Source organism: Streptomyces griseosporeus, assembly GCF_014656055.1.
In the GTDB taxonomy this organism is placed as follows: domain Bacteria; phylum Actinomycetota; class Actinomycetes; order Streptomycetales; family Streptomycetaceae; genus Streptomyces; species Streptomyces griseosporeus.
Map to the genome: position 1 here is coordinate 180,826 of NZ_BNBR01000004.1, position 16,973 is coordinate 197,798.

Here is a 16,973-nt window from a genome sequence, read left to right on the forward strand (position 1 = left end):
CCGTCCGCTGAGGGCCCCCTCGACCTTCGCGGACGTTTCAGTGGTGGGCCACAGGCGCCACGTCTTCCCAACCCTATAGACATGGCACCGAGACCTTCCGGTTGCATGATGCCCCCCTCGGCATCGTGGTAGGAACGGGGCCCCTCTCCCCGTCAATCCCGTGCAACCGGTTTCTTGCCCCCCAAGTACCGCGAATCGGCGGCATCTTGAAGAACCAGGGTTCTACGGTGTTCAGCATGATCGCAAGATGGGAAACGCGGTGTTTACCGGTCATACGCGCCGATTGCCGCGACGGCTCATGTTCCGGGCATGCAGAAGGCCCCTCGCGCCTGCGAGGGGCCCTGCTGTCTGTGCGCCGCCAGGGACTCGAACCCCGGACCCGCTGATTAAGAGTCAGCTGCTCTAACCAACTGAGCTAGCGGCGCCTGCTGACGTCGATAACTCTACATGACCCCCAGGGGTGGTTCCGACCACCACGTCCCGCCCCTTTTGTTCGATTATGTCCATGACGTACATCATTCGGACCGTCAGCATGCGCTCCGGCGTGACAGTTGGAAAACTGATCAATGTGCACAGGAGTGGACATTTCCAGCTGGAGTGTGAGGGGAATCGCATGGAGACTCCGGTCTTCGAGGAGATCGACCCCGTGAGCGACTGCGACTGCCCCGGATGCGTCCACTGGCGGCGGGTGCTCCCGGTCTCGCCGCCGGGCCGCCCCCCGGCGCACCGCGCCGCGCTGGTCGTGGCGGCCGCCGCCGCCACGGCGCTCACCTCGGCGCACGCCGCCCCGGCCGCGGCGGCCCCGCACGCCCCCGGCCGACCCGGCGTTCCCGCAGGTGACGAGCCCGACACCCCGCAGGGGAGCAAGGCGCCGCTGCACGGCCCGGGCGGCACGCCGGCCAAGCCGGTGATCAAGATCAGGGAGACGACCCGGGCGGACATCATCCGGCGGGCCAAGACCTGGGTCGCGGCGCAGGTGCCGTACAGCATGACCACGTACTGGTCGGACGGGTACCGGCAGGACTGCTCCGGCTTCGTCTCCATGGCCTGGAACCTGCCGGGCAACGAGTGGACCGGCAGCCTCGACCAGTACGGCGAGCGGATCACCAAGGAGGAACTGCAGCCCGGCGACATCCTGCTCTTCCACAACCCGTCCGACCCCGAGCGCGGCTCGCACGTGGTGATGTTCGGCGGCTGGACGGACTACACCCACACCTACTACGTCGCCTACGAGCAGACCCGCCCCGTCACCCGCCGCCAGGCCACCCCCTACCCCTACTGGAGCAACACCGCCAAGTACGTCCCCTACCGCTACAAGGGCGTTAGCGCGAGCACCGGCGGCGGGGAGGCGGAACCGGCGGAGGTCCCGCCGGGGCAGACGCCCTTCCCGGGGGCGTCGTACTTCCGCGCCGGCGCGAACAACCAGTACGTCACCCTGCTCGGGCAGATGCTGGTCGCGCGGGGCGGCGCGCGCTTCTACACCAGCGGCCCCGGCCCCCGCTGGACGGAGGCCGACCGCCGGGCCGTGCAGGCCTTCCAGCAGGCGCAGGGCTGGACGGGCGCCGACGCCGACGGCTACCCCGGCCCGCGCACCTGGGCGCTGCTGGTCGAGGGCAAGGGCAAGGACATCCCGGCGGCGACGAAGCCCGCGACCCCGGCGCCGCCCGCCGAGGGCAAGCCCGGCACCGTCCCGCCCTTCCCGGGCCGGGGCATGTTCCGGCCGGGCGCGAACAACGCCCACGTCACCCAGCTGGGCCGGCAGCTGGTGAAGAAGGGGTTCGGCCGGTTCTACACCAGCGGCCCGGGCCCGCGCTGGGGCGAGGCGGACCGGCGCAACGTGGAGGCGTTCCAGCGCGCCCAGGGCTGGCGGGGCGGCGCGGCGGACGGCTACCCCGGCCCGGAGACCTGGCGGCGGCTCTTCCGGTGAGGTCAGGATCGCGGAGCGGTTGGAGGCAGGCATGAGTACGACCACCGAATCGACGCCCGAGTTCGAGGGGACGGCGGAGGGCGGCCCGTCCCGTCCGGCCCGGCTCATCCAGAACGAGGCGACCACCGAGATCCCCGTCCATCTCCTCTTCCGCGACGACCCCGACCCCGAGCCGGTGCACCTGCGCCCGGCCGTGGTGGGCCGCCGGCAGGGCACCGGCGAGCAGCCCCGGGTGCGCCGGCCGGCCGCGCCGGTGCGCCGGCGTCCGGTGCCGCGGGTCGACCCGGAGCTGGGGGAGCGGCCCGGGCGGGTGCTGCCGGGGGCGGTCGGGGTGCTGGCGGGGGTGTGCGGGGCGGCCGGGTGCGCGGCCACCTCCTGGTGGGCGGGGCTGCTGCCGCCGGTGGCGGCCGGGGCGCTCGGGCTGCCGGCCGTGGCCGGGGCCGGGCTGGGTCCGGTGCAGTGGGCCGCGTACGCGGGGGCGGGCGCGCTGGGGCTGTTCGGGTTCGGCGGGCTGGCCCGGGGCCGTACCGGACGGGCCTGGGTGCTCGGGCTGTTCGGCCGCTACCGGGGCACGGTCCGGCGCACCGGCCTGATGTGGGTCAACCCGCTGCTGCTGCGCCGCCGCGTGGACGTACGGCTGCGGCACTGGCGCAGCGAGGCCATGCCGGCCGCCGACGGCAACGGGGTCGCCCTGCGGGTGGTCGTGCTGGTGGTGTGGCGGGTGCGGGACACCGCGCGGGCCGTCCTCGGGGTGGACGACCACGAGACCTATCTGCGTGAGTGCGTCGAGGCGGCGCTGGCGCGGGTGCCGGTGGACATGCCGGGCGGCGGACGCGCGCCCGTGGAGGCGGCGGCGGACGCGCTGACCCGGCTGGTCGCGGCGGAGACGGCACCGGTAGGCCTGGAGGTGTTCTCGGTGCAGCCGGTGCGGGTGGAGTACGCGCCGGAGGTCGCCGCGGCGATGCAGCGCCGGCGGATCGCCGCGCTGGACGCGCAGCACCGGGCGAGCGTGCTCACCTCGGTGGTCGACTCGGTCGAGGACACGGTGACCCGGCTGACCATGCGCGGGCTGGTCGAACTGGACGACTACGAGCGCAAGGCGCTGGTGAAGGACCTGACCGTGGCGTTCTGCGCGGGGCGCGGGGAGGGCGGGCCGTGACGGGGGCAACCGACCCTGCGGTTGGTATGGACATGTTCAACTAACGGTCCTACTCTGCGACTTGGTCTAGACCTACCTGCACGGCTCACAGGAAATCCCCCACGTTCTCCAGGAGCGGCAGCATGCGCACAAGGACCAAGCTGTATGCCGCCGTGGTGGGACTGGCCACGACCGGAGCCCTTGTCCTCTCCTCCGGCGGCGCCAGCGGCCACGGCTACACCGACCTCCCCATCAGCAGGCAGAAGCTCTGCGCCAACGGCACGGTCAAGAACTGCGGCGACATCCAGTGGGAGCCGCAGAGCGTCGAGGGCCCCAAGGGCTTCCCGGCCTCCGGTCCCGCCGACGGGCAGCTCTGCAACGGCGGGGTGAGCCGGTTCGCCCAGCTCAGCTCGCCGGTCACGCCCTCGGGCGCGGCCTGGCCCACCACGAAGGTCACCGGCGGGCAGTCGTACACGTTCCGCTGGCAGTTCACGGCCATGCACGCGACGACCGACTTCAAGTACTACGTCACCAAGCAGGGCTGGAACCAGAACCACGCCCTGTCCCGCTCCGACCTCAACCTCACCCCGTTCCTGACCGTCCCCTACGGCGGTCAGCGGCCGCCGTCCACGCTCTCCCACAGCGGCACCCTGCCGACGGGGCTGAGCGGCCACCACGTGATCCTCGCGGTGTGGACGATCGCGGACACCGGTAACGCGTTCTACGCCTGCTCGGACGTCACGTTCTGAGCCTCGTCGCCCTCCCGGCCGGACCCTGCCGATCCCCGTTCGGTAGGGTCCGGCGCACAGTTGACGTTCGAGGCACGGGGGTGCGGGCGGTATGGGCGGCGGGTTCACGGTGCTGGTCTGGGTGCTGGTGGCGTTCTTCGTCTGGGGCGGGGTGGCCACGGTCCGCCGGTACCGGCAGCGGCAGGCGGCCTGGGAGAGCGGGCTCACGGCCCGGGCGAGGGTCGTGCGGGCCTGGGTGACCGCGCAGGCGGTCAACAACACCGTCCGCCGGATCCAGTGGCACGAGTACGACTACACCACCCACGACGGACGCGCCGTCCGCTTCAAGGAGAGCGGCGGCCCCCGCGACCGGGGCCAGGGCGAGGAGGTCCTCGTCTACTACGCCGCCCACGAGCCGGACAAGGCCACGGCGTCCGCGCCGCAGCCCGGCAAGGACCTGGCGGGCACGGTCTTCGTCCTGATCATGCTGGTCGTCGGCGCCGCCGTCCTGCTCTCCCAGTGGGCGAGCCTGTCGGGGGTCTGAGCGCCCGGCGCCCGGGGGTTGCCCGGGGGTGCCCGGGCACACGAAGGAGCCCCCCGCTTCCGCGAGGGGCTCCTCGGTTGTGCGCCGCCAGGGACTCGAACCCCGGACCCGCTGATTAAGAGTCAGCTGCTCTAACCAACTGAGCTAGCGGCGCATGACTCCCGCCGACCTCGGAGATCTCCGCTCCGCGGCTGGCGACGAAGAAAATACTACCCGGTCCCGAGGGGTGCTCCCGACCACCCCGGGACCGGCCCGGGGTGATCCGGAGGACGGTCCTAGATCGCCAGGGAGAGCAGCACCGGCGCCGCGTTCCGGTTCAGTGCGTCGGCGGCCTGGCGCAGGCGGTGGGCGTGCTCGACCGGCAGGGAGAGGGCGAGGCAGCCGACCGAGGAGCCGGCGGTGATCGGGACGGCCGCGCAGACCGTGCCGATCGCGTACTCCTGGAGGTCCAGCACCGGCACCGTCGGCGGCTGCGCGGCCAGCCGGGAGAGCAGCAGCTTGTCGCTGGTGATCGTCTTGGAGGTGAGCCGGGCCATCTTGTGCCGGGCGAGGTGGTCCCGGCGGCCGTTGTGGTCGAGCTGTGTGAGCAGGCTCTTGCCGACCGCGGTCGCGTGCGCCGAGTAGCGGAAATCGACCCACTCGTGCACCGCGGGCGTCGCCGGGCCGTCCGCGTACTGGGTGACCTTGACCTCGCCGTCGACGTACCGGCTGAGGTAGACGGCCGCCCCGACCGAGTCGCGCAGCCGGTCCAGGGTGCGCTGGAGCTGGTCGCGCAGCGCCTCCTCATGGCCCTGTGCCGCACCCAGCCGGCTCAGCGCGGCGCCGGTCACATAGGCGCCGTCGGTGACCTGTTCGACGTATCCCTCGCGACGCAGCATCAGCAGGAGGGAGGTCAGCCGCTCCGTGCCGAGCTGGGTCTCGCGGGCGAGTTCGGCGTCGGTGACGCCGGTGGTGTACCGCGCCACCGTCTCCAGCACGCGCAGGGCGTCCTGGGCCGACTGGTACGGCGCGGTCGGCTCGTGCATCAGCGCCACGGTGTCCCCCCAGCGGTCGCTTTTCGGCCGTGATCCGGGCAGTGGATCCCCTCCACGATAACCGGCAAACGGCCTGCGTGGAGGGGGTGTTGACGGGATGACGGGCCTCTCAACTGCGACGCTGACACGGTGGCATATGCCGCCGGACTGCAACCACGTCCCGACCTGGAGTGACGGATCGGGTACGTCATGCAATTACAGCACCGCGCTGATAAATTCCCGTGTCCTTTCCTGCTCGGGGTCGCCGAAGATCTTCTCCGGGGGCCCGGCCTCCAGGATCCGGCCGGAGTCGAACATCAGTACCTGGTCGGAGATGTCCCGGGCGAAGTTCATCTCGTGCGTCACGCACAGCATCGTGATGTCGGTGCTGCGCGCGATGTCCCGCAGCAGATCCAGCACACCCGCGACCAGCTCCGGGTCGAGCGCCGAGGTCACCTCGTCCAGCAGCAGCACCTTCGGCCGCATCGCCAGCGCCCGCGCGATCGCCACCCGCTGCTGCTGCCCGCCGGACAGCTGCGTCGGACGCACGTCGCACTTGTCGGCGAGGCCCACCAGGTCCAGCAGCTCCCGGGCCCGCTCCTCCGCCTCGTCCTTCGACAGGCCGAGCACGGTCACCGGCGCCTCGGTGAGGTTGCGCAGCACGGTCATGTTCGGGAACAGGTTGAACTGCTGGAACACCATCCCGATCTTCTTGCGGACCTCGCGGCACTGCTTCTCCGACGCCGGGAACAGCCGCTCCCCGTCGACGGTGATCGTGCCCTCGTCGGGCTTGGTCAGCGTCATCAGCAGCCGCAGGATCGTCGTCTTGCCCGAGCCGGACGGGCCGATCAGCGTGACGTGCTTGCCCGCGTCCACGGAGAAGTCCAGGTGGTCCAGGACCGTGTTGTCCCCGAACCGCTTGGTCACCTGCTCCAGGCGCACCAGCGGACCGGTGCCGGCGGGCGTCGTGAGGGGCTGCTTGCTGGTGTCAACGGACAAGACGGCGCTCCAGGGTGCGAAGAAGAAGGGAAGCCAGATAGGACACGACGACGAAGGCGACGCCGATCACGGTCAGCGGCTCGGTGAACCGGAAGGTCTGCTGGGAGAAGAGCCGGGCCTGGCCGAGCATCTCCAGCACGGTGATCACCATCAGCATCGGCGTGTCCTTCAGCATGGCGATGACGTAGTTGCCGAGCGCGGGCACCACCCGGCGCACCGCCTGCGGCAGGATCACCGCCGTCCAGGTGCGGCGCACCGGCAGGCTCAGCGCGGTCGCCGCCTCCCACTGGCCCACCGGCACGGCCTCGATACCGGCCCGATAGACCTGCATCGTGTACGTCGAGTAGTGCAGGCCGATCGCGACGACGCCCGTGGTCAGCGCCGACATCGTCACGCCCCGCTCGGGCAGCACGTAGAAGAGGAAGAACAGCTGCACCAGCAGCGGCGTGTCGCGCACGAACTCCGTGACCACCCCGACGGGCCAGCGCACCCACCGGGTCGGCGTCCGCATCAGCAGCGCCCACACCAGGCCCAGCGCGAACGAGATCAGCGAGCCGAGCGCCAGCGCCTCCAGGGTGACCACCAGGCCGTCCCAGAAGTGCGGCATGAAGTCGGAGACGGCACTCCAGTCCCAGTTCATCGGACACCTCCCGCGACCGGGGCGCCGGCCGGCTCAGCCGCCGCGACCGCCTTCTCCTTCACCGGCGCCCTGCCGACCCCGGCCTTCAGCTTCCGCTCCAGCGCGCGCATCCCCCGCGTGAGCAGGAAGGCGATCACGAAGTAGATCAGCAGGACGTACGTGTAGATCTCCGCGCTCTCCTGGAGCGCCAGCCGCACCAGGTTGCCGCTGAAGGCGAGGTCACCCATGCCCATCACCGACACCAGCGCGGTGCCCTTCAGCAGCTCGATCAGCAGGTTGCTGAAGGGCGGGATCATCTCCGGCACCGCCTGCGGCAGCACGATCTTGCGCAGGCGCTGCGCCGGGGTGAACCCGAGGGCGATGCCGCCCTCCTTCTGCGCCGGGTCCACCGCGATCAGCGCGCCGCGCACGATCTCCGCGCCGTACGCCCCGTAGGTCAGCCCGAGCGCCAGCGTGCCCGCCCACAGCGGGACCAGCTGCCAGCCGAATGCCAGCGGCAGCACGAAGAACACCCAGAAGATCATCACCAGCGCCGAGGTGCCGCGGAACACCTCCGTGTACAGGCCCGCCACGAACCGGACGATCCACCGCCGGTGGGTGCGCCCGATCCCGGCCGCGAAGGCCACGACTCCGCCGAGCAGCGCGCTGAGCACCAGCAGCTGCACGGTCACCCACACGCCGTGGAGTACGAGTTGCCACAGTCCCGAGGTCATCCGCCGCACAGCTCCTTCGCGGTCAGATCGGTCATCTCGGCCTTGGTGAAGCCGAACCGGCCGAGGATCCGCAGCAGTTCGCCGCTCTTCTTCAGCTTGTGCAGCTCGGCGTTGAAGGCGTCCCGCAGCCGGGTCTCGTTCGGCCGGAACGCGAACGCGCCCCCGCTGACGTACGGCTTGCCGGCCACGATCGGGGCGAACGGCCGGGTCGCCTCCGCCTTCGCCGACTTCTTCACCACTTCACGGACCGTCAGCGCGGTACCGGCGAACACGTCGACCCGGCCGGCCTCGACCGCGTTCAGGCCGGCGACCTGGTCGGGGACGATCAGCATGTCGCTCTGCTTGTATCCGGCGCCGACCGCGTAGTCGATCTGCGCGTTGCCGGTGCCGGTGGCGAACCGCGCCTTCTTCCTCACCACGTCCTCGTACGAGTGCAGGCCCAGCGGGTTGCCCTTGCGCACGATGAACGCGTCCAGCATCTGGTAGTCGGGGTCGGCGAAGATCACCTGCTCGCAGCGCTCGGGATTGACGTACATCCCGGCCGCGACGACGTCGAACTGCTGCGAGTTCAGCCCCGGGATCAGCGAGCCGAACTCGGTCGGCACGGGCTGCACCCGGTCCACCCCGAGCCGCTTGAAGATCACCTTCGCCAGCTCGGGCGCCTCGCCGGTCAGCTCGCCGTTCCTGTCGATGTACCCGAACGGGATCTCACCCGCGATGCCCAGCCGTACGACGCCCTGGGCGCGCAGCCGGTCGAGCAGTTCGCCGCCGTCGGTGGTGGAGGCGGTGGCCACGCGGGAGCAGCCCACGGCCCCCAGCGCGCCGAGCGCCGCGACCCCCGCGAGCAGCGACCGGCGGGCGGGTCCGGACGGGATCCGGCGGGTGGTGCGGGTGTTCTGGACGTGGTGGCTGTTTCTTATTGGTGGAGCCATGGGCGCGCGGCTACCCGATGGTATGCGATGTATGCATCAGGGACAGCCGGGCACCCATGCCCGCGCACGCCACGAGATCTACGTCCTTTTCCAGCCATTCACGGGCACCGGACCGCCCCTTCCGTCCTGTGGCACCCACTCACGGCCGTCAGTGACCGGGCACGTATCCGCGGCTCTTGTCGACCACGTTCACCAGGGGCCGGCCGGCCGCCCAGCGCTCGTACAACTCCACGAACTGGGCGCCCAGTTCGTCCCGCCAGCCGACCGTGTCGCCGCTCATGTGCGGGGAGACCAGCAGGCCCGGCACCCGCCACAGCGGGCTGCCCGGGGGAAGCGGCTCGTGCGTGAACACATCCAGCGCGGCGCCCGCGATCCACCGCTTCGACAGCGCCTCGGCGAGGGCGTCCTCGTCGACCAGCGCGCCCCGGCCGACGTTGATGAAGCGCGCCGACGGCTGCATCATCCCGAAGCGGCGCGCGTCGAACATGCCGCGGGTCACGTCCGTCAGCGGGGCCGCCGCGACCACCCAGTCCGCCCGCGCCAGCAGCCGGTCCAGATCGGCGGGGCCGTGCACACCGGTGCGCGGAGTACGGCCGACGAGCGCCGGCGTCACACCGAGCGCCTTCAGCGTGCGGGCGATCGCCCGGCCGATCGGCCCCGAGCCGACCACGCACGCGCGCGTGCCGGCCACCCGCAGGCCCTCCCGGTGCCGCCACTCCCGCTGCCGCTGGTACTCCCAGGTGCGCGGCAGGTCCTTGGCCATGGCCAGCACGAGCGCGGCGACGTACTCGGCGATCGGCTGGTCGAAGACGCCCCGCGCGTTCGTCACCACCGTGCCGGAGGCGGCGAGCGCCGGGCACATCAGATGGTCGACGCCGGCGCTCGCCGTGTGCACCCAGCGCGGGCGCGGGCCCTCGCCCGGCCACGCCTCGCGCACCGCGTGCGAGGTGAAGTCCCACACCAGCAGCACATCGGCCTCGGGCAGCCGGGCGGCGAGGCCCGCCTCGTCCGTGTGCACGATCCGGGCGCGGCCGGTGAGACGGCCGAGACGGGGCGGGGGGTCGGCGTCCAGGACGAGGAGGGTCGGCATCGTGGGGGCGGTCATGCGGGGCCGTTTCTGCCGGGGCCGCCCCCGCACGGGGGACGGACCGGTTCCGGGTGTCTGACATGCACGGATTGACCACGCTCGCAGGCCGACCCACCGCCGTCAACAGGGGCGCCCGTACGATCCGTTACCCCCGCATCTCCCACCGTGACGCGGTGCCCGCGCCGGGCGGGCAGGATGCCGGTGCGCGGCGGGGCGGCACGCGGTCCCGTGCCGTCGGCCCGGCCCGTCGCGATGTGGGCGGCGCCGCGCCGGCTGGGTACCCGGGCCGTGGGGCCGTACCGGGCACCGCTCGATGCCGGTGCGCGGGTGCGGCCCCCCGCCGCGCCGGAGGTGCCGGACGGCGAGCAGCAGCAGGAAGGGTGGACATGACAGCACTCGGATTCCTCTACCCGGGCCACTCGGCCGAGGACGACTACCCGCGCATCGAGCAGCTCCTGGGCAGCGACATCCGGCTGGACCTCGTCCACACGGACATCGGCGAGGACGCCCACCGGGTGGACGCCCTGCGCCGCCTGGGCGCGCCGGAGCGGCTCGCCGCCGGCGTCGAGCAGCTGCGGCTGTCCGGCGCCGAGTCGGTGGTGTGGGCCTGCACCAGCGGCAGCTTCGTCTACGGCTGGGAGGGCGCCCACGAGCAGGTCCGCGGCCTCGCCCGGGCGGCCGGGATGGCCGCCTCCTCGACGTCCTTCGCCTTCGTGCACGCGGTACGGGAGCTGGGCGCGCTCGGCGTGCGGCGCGTCGCCGTCGGCGCGACCTACCCCGAGGACGTCGCCGGGCTCTTCGTGGACTTCCTGCGTGCCGGGGGCGTGGAGGTGACCGGCGTGCGCGGCGCCGGGACCGCGACGGCGGCGGAGGCCGCCGCCTGGGGCGAGGACGAGGTACGGGCACTGGCCCGGGCGGCCGACCTGCCGGAGGCCGACGCGGTGCTCCTGCCGGACACGGCCCTGCACACGGCCGCGTACGTGCCCCGGCTGGAGAAGGAACTGGGCAAGCCGGTCCTCACCGCGAACCAGGTCAGCGTGTGGGAGGCCCTGCGCCTGGCGGACCGCCGCGTGAACGCGCCGGGTCTGGGCGCACTGTTCCGGCGGGAGCCGGTGATCCAGGCGTGACGCTCGCGGGGCGGGGGCGGGAGAACAGAAGGGGGCGGACCGCGGAATAAACCGGAGACCCCCTCCTGTTAGCCGGTGACGTACATCCATGCCGTACTACCGCAACACGCAGGAGGCACGCCCGTGGCCGCGACCGACTCCACCGGGGACGAGATCCGAGGGACCGCGCGGGGCAGCGCGCCCGTGCCCCTCTCCGTGCTGGACCTGGTCACCGTAGGGGCGGGGCGTACCGCCGGCGACGCGCTGCGGACCAGCGTCGACATCGCCCGGCTGACGGAGTCGCGCGGCTTCCACCGGTACTGGGTCGCCGAGCACCACTCGATGCCCGGCGTCGCCTCCTCCTCGCCGGCCGTGATCCTCGCCCACCTCGCCGCTCACACCGAGCGCATCCGGCTCGGCTCGGGCGGCGTCATGCTGCCCAACCACGCGCCGCTCGTCATCGCCGAGCAATTCGGCACGCTGGAGGCGCTGGCGCCGGGGCGGATCGACCTGGGGCTCGGGCGGGCGCCCGGCACGGACGGTGCGACGGCCGCGGCCCTGCGCCGCAGCGACCGGCTCGACGAGGGCGCCGACGACTTCCCGCAGCAGCTCGCCGAGCTGACCCGGTTCCTCGACGACGACTTCCCCGACGGCCACCCCTACCGGCGCATCCACGCCGTACCGGGTCCGGTCCAGGCCACCTCGCCCGGCGGTGTGCAGTCCCCGCACCGGCCGCCTATCTGGCTGCTCGGCTCCTCCGGGTTCAGCGCGCGGCTGGCCGGCATGCTCGGGCTGCCGTTCGCGTTCGCCCACCACTTCTCCGCCCAGAACACCGTCCCGGCGCTGGACCTGTACCGGCAGTCGTTCCGCCCCTCCGAGGTGCTCGACGCGCCGTACGCCCTCATCGGGGTGGCCGCCCTCGCCACCGACGAGGAGCGCGAGGCGCGCCGCCAGGTGCGGGCCGCCGCGCTGAACATGGTGCGGCTGCGGATGGGCCGGCCCGGCCTGGTGCCGACGCCGGAGGAGGCCGAGGCGCACGAGTTCAGCCCGATGGAGGAGGAGTTCGTGCGGTCCTGGAACGCCAACGTCGTCCACGGCACCGCCGACGAGGTCCGCTCCGGCCTGGACGACCTGCAGAAGCGCACCGGCGCCGACGAGCTCATGCTCACCGGCAACGCCCACAGCGGCGAGGTGCGCCTGCGGTCCTACGAACTGATCGCCGACGCCTACGGGTTCCCGACCGCCGGCTGACCCGGCCCGACCGGCGCGACACTCCCCAGCAGCTCGGAGATACGATCCGGCGGCACCGGGCGGGAGTACAGCCAGCCCTGTCCGGTGTCGCAGCCGATGCCGCGCAGCCGGTCGGCCTGTGCGGCCGTCTCCACGCACTCGGCGGTGACCGTCAGCCCCAGCCGGTGCGCGAGCTGGATCATCGCCTCGACGATCACCTCGTCGGCGGGGCTCGGCGGCGCGTCCCCGCCCTCGTACTGGAAGCCGCGCACGAAGGAGCCGTCGAGCTTCAGCACGTCGACCGGGAGCCGGCTGAGGTAGGCCAGGTTCGAGTAGCCGGTGCCGAAGTCGTCGATCGCGATGCGTACGCCCATGTCGCTGAGGGCCTGCAGCGCGCGCAGCGGACGGCCCCCGGAGCCCATCACCGCCGACTCCGTCAGCTCCAGCTGGAGCAGGTGCGGCGCGAGCCCGGTCTCGGCGAGGGTCTGCGCCACGTCCGCCACCAGGTCGGAGTCCCAGACCTGCCGCACGGCCACGTTGACGCTGACGAAGATCGGCGGCTCGTCGGGGTGGTCCAGCTGCCAGCGGCGGGCCTGCCGGCAGGCCGACTTCAGGATCCAGCGGCCGAGCGGCACGATCGAGCCGTCCTCCTCCGCCAGTGCGATGAACCGATTCGGCGCGAGCAGTCCGAAGCGCGGGTGGTCCCAGCGCACCAGCGCCTCCACCCCGCGCAGCCGGCCGTCGGACATACCGACCAGCGGCTGGTAGTCGAGCACGAACTCGCCCCGCTCGATGGCGGGGCGCAGGGTGGAGGCGAGGGCCTGGCGGGTCATCAGATGGGCGTTGCGCTCGGGGTCGAACAGCGTCCAGCGGTTCTTGCCGTCCGCCTTGGCCCAGTACAGCGTCGTGTCGGCGGCCTGCATCAGCCCGGTCGCGGTCGTGCCCGCCGCGTGCCGTTCGACCACGCCGATGGAGGCGGACAGGGACAGCCGCTGCCCGGCCAGGTCGAACGGGGCCTGAAGGGCCGTCAGCACGGACTCGGCCAGCTCGGCGAGCTGGTCGGTGCCGGTGGAGTCCTCCACCAGCAGCGCGAACTCGTCGCCGCCGAGCCGCGCCACCAGCGGGGCGCTGGTCCGGCCGTACCCGGCCTGGTCGGCGCAGCGGGTCAGCCGTTCGGCGACCTCCGCGAGCAGCCGGTCGCCCTCGCGGTGGCCGAGGGTGTCGTTGATCGCCTTGAAGCCGTCCAGGTCCAGGTAGCACAGGCCGACCCGGCCGGTGCCGCCCAGTTCGTACGACTCCGCCTCCAGCGCGGCCGTCAGGCGCTCGAAGAACAGGGTGCGGTTGGGCAGCTTGGTGACCGGGTCGTGCATCTGCAAGTGCCGCAGCCGCGCCTGGAGTTGGCGGCGGGCGCTGATGTCGGCGACGGACAGCAGGACACCGGGCCCGCCGTCGGCCAGCGGGGCCACGGTCACCTGCACCCACGCCGAGGGGCCGTCGGGGTGCTTCAGGCGGCGGGTGCAGCGCAGCTTCGCCCGCCGGCCGCGCAGCACCTCGCGGTAGGCGTGCCAGGTGCGGGCGTCGGAGGCCAGGTCCACCAGGTCGGCGGCGACCCGCCCGATGAGCTGCTCGGACGTGCTGCCGAACAGGGCGCCGAGGGTGTCGTTGGCGTGTACGACCAGGCCCTCGCGGTCGACGACGGCCATGGCGAGCGGGGCGGCGGTGAAGGCGGAGCGGTACGACTCGTCGGCACGGGCGGAGTCGGATTCGTCACTCTGTGTGATCACCGACCGGTCAAGATCGGTCGCGGGCGTCGGCCCTTCGGACGTTCCGTTCACCGCTCGCTCCCGCAGTGCACTCGATCGTTGTCCGCGCAGGAAAGTGTGCCGATCATAGAGGCTGGTGCGGTGCCCTTCCAGCCGCTGTCCACCGTTCAGGATCCCCCGGGCGCGCGCGGACCCTCCCGGCAGATCGTTTCTGCTCGCGCCTGGGCGCCTTCTTCCTGCCCCCGACCGCTTGTGACGTTCCGTGAGCGGTTCGGGAGTGTCGCCTTGTTCTGCCCTGTCATCGGATACCTCACACGTCTGGATCAGATAAACAGGCAATACGGCAATAAACCCGGACAAGCTGGGTGCGGTGTTCCTCCCCCCAGCGCCGCGTCGGCGCGGGGGCACCCCCACCGCACCCGGAGGTCCCGTTGCCGCGTCAGCTCCGCCTCAAGGGACTCGCCCGTGCGGCCACCGCGCGCACCCGGGGACTGGGCGCGACGCTGCTGCGGCCCCGACTGCGCAGCACCGCCGCCGTGTTCACCACCATGTCGGCCGTGGCCGCGACCTCCCTGATCAGCGGCCCCTCGGTCGCGGAGCCCTTCTCGACCGCGCCCTGCACCCTCCAGCGCACCGAGGCCCACCACTCCGAGGGCGTCGACACCTGGAACGCCGCCTACCCACGGCCCACCCACGCCCTGGACGCGGTCATGGTCTTCCTGTCCTTCCCCGACTCCGTGCCCCTCACCACCCCCGCCGAACTCGCCGCCGACCACTTCCCGGCCACCAGCGACTACTTCGCCCGCGCCTCCTACGGCAAGTTCACCCTGCGCCCGCACCCGCTGCGCCAGTGGATCCGGATGCCGCGCCCCTCCACCGCGTACGCCATACAGCGGGACTGGGCCGCCGCCGACCGCGCCGCCTATCTGCGCGACGCCCTCGCCGCCGCCGATCCGCACGTCGACTTCTCCCGCTACGACATCGTCTACCTGGTCGCCGACCCGGACGCCCCCGGCGTCGACTCCGACGCCACGAAGGTCGTCAACCTGGACACCCCGCTGTACGCGGACGGCGCCCCGCTGCGCCGCGTGGTGACCGTCTTCGAGCAGCACCCGCCCGACCGGCTGGTCCTCGCCCACGAGACCGGGCACGTCTTCGACCTGCCCGACCTGTACCACCGGCCCGTGGACGGCAAGGGCGACTGGGACACCTACGTCGGCGACTGGGACCTGATGGGCAGCCAGTTCGGGCTGGCCCCCGACCTGTTCGGCTGGCACAAGTGGAAGCTGGGCTGGCTGGAGCCGCGCCAGGTGGTGTGCGTGCGGGGCACCGGGCCGACCCGGATCACCCTGGAGCCCCTCGGCGCCGGGCCCGGCGTCCCCGTCATCGGCGCCGCGGGCGCGCCGGCCTTCGGGCTCGGCCACGGCACCAAGCTCGCCCTGGTGCGCACCGGCCCCGACAGCGTCCTCGCCCTGGAGGCGCGCGGACCGGTCGGCAGCGACAGCGGCGTCTGCCGCAGCGGGGTCCTCGCCTACCGGGTCCGCAGCACGGCCGAGTCCGGGCGCGGCCCCGTCGAGGTGATCGACGCCCACCCGCGCGGCGAGGCCTGCTGGGAGGGCTCGGTCTACCCGCCCCTCGCTGACGCGCCGATCTCCCTCGGCGAGAGCTTCACGGTGCCGGGGGACGGCGTGCGGGTGGAGGTGCAGGGGCGTACGGCGTCCGGGGCCTGGACGGTGCAGATCACACCGGCGGCGGCGGTGCGAGGGGGCGCGGTCGAGGCGAGGCACTGAACCGGCGCCGGGCCGGGCGGGACGACCCATTGCCGGGCGGGCCGGCCCATGACGAAAGGCCCCTCGCTGTGCGAGAGGCCTTTCGACTGCCGTGCGCCGCCAGGGACTCGAACCCCGGACCCGCTGATTAAGAGTCAGCTGCTCTAACCAACTGAGCTAGCGGCGCCTGCTGACGTCGTAGACCTTAGCATCCTGGTCGGCGGGGTGCGAAATCGAAATCCGCACGGCCTCGCGGGCCGCCCGGACGGCCGCCCACAGCAGGATCTCGGGGCCGGGCAGCCACGGGTGCCGGGTGTCCGGCGCGACCAGCCAGCGGCTCGCGGCGGTCTCCGGCCCGGCGGGGACGGGCGCCGGGACGGTCACCGCGTCGCCGGTGCCGTGGCACAGCAGCGGCGGGATGCCCGCCGCACGGCCGCCGCCCCACTCCTCCCACTCCAGCAGCCAGGGCAGGCGCTGGGCGGTTCCGGGGGCGGCGAACATCAGCATCCGCCCGCGGAAGACGGCCACCGGGCCCGAGCCCGGCCCCTCGTCCCAGAGCCGGTCCAGCATGCGGCGGCCGAACAGGGCGGGCACGCTGACGACGTCGAAGGCGGAGCCGCAGGGCAGGACGACCGGGGCGTCCGGGCGTTCCTCCCACAGGGCCAGGGTGCTGCGCGGGTACGTTCCCGCGGAGGCGAGCCAGGTGGCGCCGTCGTGCGTGACATGGCAAGGGCTGCTGCTCATGCCGTCTACATCTACCGGGGGTGAGCGAACGGTTCCCCAGAGTTGCGGGAAATCGGGACAGTGGGGGGAGGGAAGGAGTATCTTGCCCGCCTGGCATATGCCATACGGGTGTTCGATGCCGGGCCGCGCGGGCGTGCCGGCAGTCGGACCGGGCCAGTCCGGGTCAGACCGGGTCGGCGTACCCCGCCGCCGCACCCTCGCCGCTGCGGAGCAGGTCGCGGCCGAACTCGACCATCTTCTTCGCGTAGTCCTCGGTCCACGCGGCCCGCTCGGCGATGTCCGCCGCCGTCATCCGGTCGAAGCGCCGGGGGTCGGCGAGCTGCGCCGCCGCGATGGCCTGGAACTCCATCGCGCGGTCGGTCGCGGCACGGAACGCCTGCGTCAGCTCCGTCGCCCGCGCCAGCAGCGCCTGCGGGTCCTCGATCGACTCCAGGTCGAAGAAGTGCTCCGGGTCGGAACCCGCCTCGGCGGGCTCGAAGATCAGGGGCGCGGGGCGTAGCCGCGGTTCGTTGCGACGCGGCGTGGGCTCCGCCATGTCGTGTCTCCTCCTCGTCGGAATGTGCGGGACGTGCGGGACGCGCACCGGACGCGCGGCCCCCGGACGCCGCCTTCCATTGTCTCGCGCCACCGCAAGGGGGCC

General features: G+C 72.6%; 16 protein-coding genes, 3 tRNA genes and 1 pseudogene. 8 read left to right on the forward strand and 12 right to left on the reverse strand.

What is annotated here, in order from left to right; translation table 11 throughout:
• Window positions 1–351 precede the first annotated feature (351 nt).
• Window positions 352–425: transfer RNA gene (locus tag IE308_RS19835), tRNA-Lys, on the reverse strand.
• A gap of 188 nt (window positions 426–613) precedes the next feature.
• On the opposite strand from IE308_RS19835, the gene IE308_RS19840 reads away from it, so the two are divergent.
• The 4 genes from IE308_RS19840 to IE308_RS19855 all read left to right on the forward strand — a co-directional run bounded on the left by IE308_RS19840 (window position 614) and on the right by IE308_RS19855 (window position 4,337).
• A complete protein-coding gene (locus IE308_RS19840; protein WP_190218968.1) occupies window positions 614–1,927 on the forward strand; it encodes a peptidoglycan-binding protein in 1,314 nt (437 codons plus the stop codon).
• 31 nt (window positions 1,928–1,958) lie between these two features.
• Window positions 1,959–3,086 (forward strand): SPFH domain-containing protein, encoded by a 1,128-nt coding sequence (locus IE308_RS19845; protein ID WP_190218969.1) that lies wholly within the window; start codon window positions 1,959–1,961, stop codon window positions 3,084–3,086.
• Window positions 3,087–3,208: 122 nt separating this feature from the next.
• Window positions 3,209–3,814, forward strand: a complete 606-nt coding sequence (locus tag IE308_RS19850; protein WP_190218970.1) for a lytic polysaccharide monooxygenase auxiliary activity family 9 protein — start codon at window positions 3,209–3,211, stop codon at window positions 3,812–3,814.
• A gap of 91 nt (window positions 3,815–3,905) precedes the next feature.
• On the forward strand, window positions 3,906–4,337 hold the full coding sequence (locus tag IE308_RS19855) for a DUF3592 domain-containing protein (RefSeq protein ID WP_110628405.1): 432 nt from the start codon (window positions 3,906–3,908) through the stop codon (window positions 4,335–4,337).
• Between the two features lie 80 nt (window positions 4,338–4,417).
• Here IE308_RS19855 and IE308_RS19860 read toward each other — a convergent pair.
• From IE308_RS19860 to IE308_RS19890, 7 genes are all read right to left on the reverse strand, one after another.
• Window positions 4,418–4,491: transfer RNA gene (locus IE308_RS19860), tRNA-Lys, on the reverse strand.
• A 121-nt stretch (window positions 4,492–4,612) separates the two neighbouring features.
• Complete coding sequence (locus IE308_RS19865) at window positions 4,613–5,371, reverse strand: IclR family transcriptional regulator (RefSeq protein WP_110628404.1); 759 nt, start codon at window positions 5,369–5,371, stop codon at window positions 4,613–4,615.
• A gap of 195 nt (window positions 5,372–5,566) precedes the next feature.
• Window positions 5,567–6,349 (reverse strand): ectoine/hydroxyectoine ABC transporter ATP-binding protein EhuA, encoded by a 783-nt coding sequence (gene ehuA / locus IE308_RS19870; protein WP_110628403.1) that lies wholly within the window; start codon window positions 6,347–6,349, stop codon window positions 5,567–5,569.
• Window positions 6,339–6,989 carry an ectoine/hydroxyectoine ABC transporter permease subunit EhuD gene (ehuD, locus tag IE308_RS19875; protein ID WP_190218971.1) on the reverse strand — a complete coding sequence of 217 codons (651 nt, stop codon included), beginning with the start codon at window positions 6,987–6,989 and terminating at the stop codon, window positions 6,339–6,341. Before ehuD ends, ehuA begins: the two co-directional genes overlap by 11 nt.
• Window positions 6,986–7,702, reverse strand: a complete 717-nt coding sequence (gene ehuC / locus IE308_RS19880; RefSeq protein ID WP_190218972.1) for an ectoine/hydroxyectoine ABC transporter permease subunit EhuC — start codon at window positions 7,700–7,702, stop codon at window positions 6,986–6,988. The genes ehuD and ehuC overlap by 4 nt, the downstream gene beginning before the upstream one ends.
• Window positions 7,699–8,634 (reverse strand): ectoine/hydroxyectoine ABC transporter substrate-binding protein EhuB, encoded by a 936-nt coding sequence (gene ehuB / locus IE308_RS19885; protein ID WP_190218973.1) that lies wholly within the window; start codon window positions 8,632–8,634, stop codon window positions 7,699–7,701. The genes ehuC and ehuB overlap by 4 nt, the downstream gene beginning before the upstream one ends.
• 148 nt (window positions 8,635–8,782) lie before the next feature.
• Window positions 8,783–9,739 carry a D-2-hydroxyacid dehydrogenase gene (locus IE308_RS19890; protein ID WP_190218974.1) on the reverse strand — a complete coding sequence of 319 codons (957 nt, stop codon included), beginning with the start codon at window positions 9,737–9,739 and terminating at the stop codon, window positions 8,783–8,785.
• A 201-nt stretch (window positions 9,740–9,940) separates the two neighbouring features.
• Between IE308_RS19890 and IE308_RS36990 the strand changes: the two are divergent.
• From IE308_RS36990 to IE308_RS19900, 3 genes and pseudogenes are all read left to right on the forward strand, one after another.
• Window positions 9,941–10,111: pseudogene (locus IE308_RS36990) on the forward strand (maleate cis-trans isomerase family protein); the annotation flags it as partial.
• On the forward strand, window positions 10,108–10,848 hold the full coding sequence (locus IE308_RS19895) for a maleate cis-trans isomerase family protein (RefSeq protein ID WP_190218975.1): 741 nt from the start codon (window positions 10,108–10,110) through the stop codon (window positions 10,846–10,848). The pseudogene IE308_RS36990 and the gene IE308_RS19895, both read left to right, overlap by 4 nt.
• 123 nt (window positions 10,849–10,971) lie before the next feature.
• A complete protein-coding gene (locus IE308_RS19900) occupies window positions 10,972–12,078 on the forward strand; it encodes an LLM class flavin-dependent oxidoreductase (RefSeq protein WP_190218976.1) in 1,107 nt (368 codons plus the stop codon).
• Here IE308_RS19900 and IE308_RS19905 read toward each other — a convergent pair.
• Window positions 12,054–13,892 (reverse strand): putative bifunctional diguanylate cyclase/phosphodiesterase, encoded by a 1,839-nt coding sequence (locus IE308_RS19905; protein WP_110628396.1) that lies wholly within the window; start codon window positions 13,890–13,892, stop codon window positions 12,054–12,056. The two genes, IE308_RS19900 and IE308_RS19905, sit on opposite strands and share 25 nt — an antisense overlap.
• 359 nt (window positions 13,893–14,251) lie before the next feature.
• On the opposite strand from IE308_RS19905, the gene IE308_RS19910 reads away from it, so the two are divergent.
• Window positions 14,252–15,610, forward strand: coding sequence for a M6 family metalloprotease domain-containing protein (locus IE308_RS19910; RefSeq protein WP_190218977.1), 1,359 nt, complete (start codon window positions 14,252–14,254; stop codon window positions 15,608–15,610).
• 92 nt (window positions 15,611–15,702) lie between these two features.
• Here IE308_RS19910 and IE308_RS19915 read toward each other — a convergent pair.
• The 3 genes from IE308_RS19915 to IE308_RS19925 all read right to left on the reverse strand — a co-directional run bounded on the left by IE308_RS19915 (window position 15,703) and on the right by IE308_RS19925 (window position 16,868).
• Window positions 15,703–15,776, reverse strand: a tRNA-Lys gene (locus IE308_RS19915).
• A complete protein-coding gene (locus IE308_RS19920) occupies window positions 15,767–16,333 on the reverse strand; it encodes a bifunctional DNA primase/polymerase (RefSeq protein WP_110628395.1) in 567 nt (188 codons plus the stop codon). The genes IE308_RS19915 and IE308_RS19920 overlap by 10 nt, the downstream gene beginning before the upstream one ends.
• 163 nt (window positions 16,334–16,496) lie before the next feature.
• Window positions 16,497–16,868 (reverse strand): DUF8844 domain-containing protein, encoded by a 372-nt coding sequence (locus IE308_RS19925; RefSeq protein WP_190218978.1) that lies wholly within the window; start codon window positions 16,866–16,868, stop codon window positions 16,497–16,499.
• Window positions 16,869–16,973: the final 105 nt, after the last annotated feature.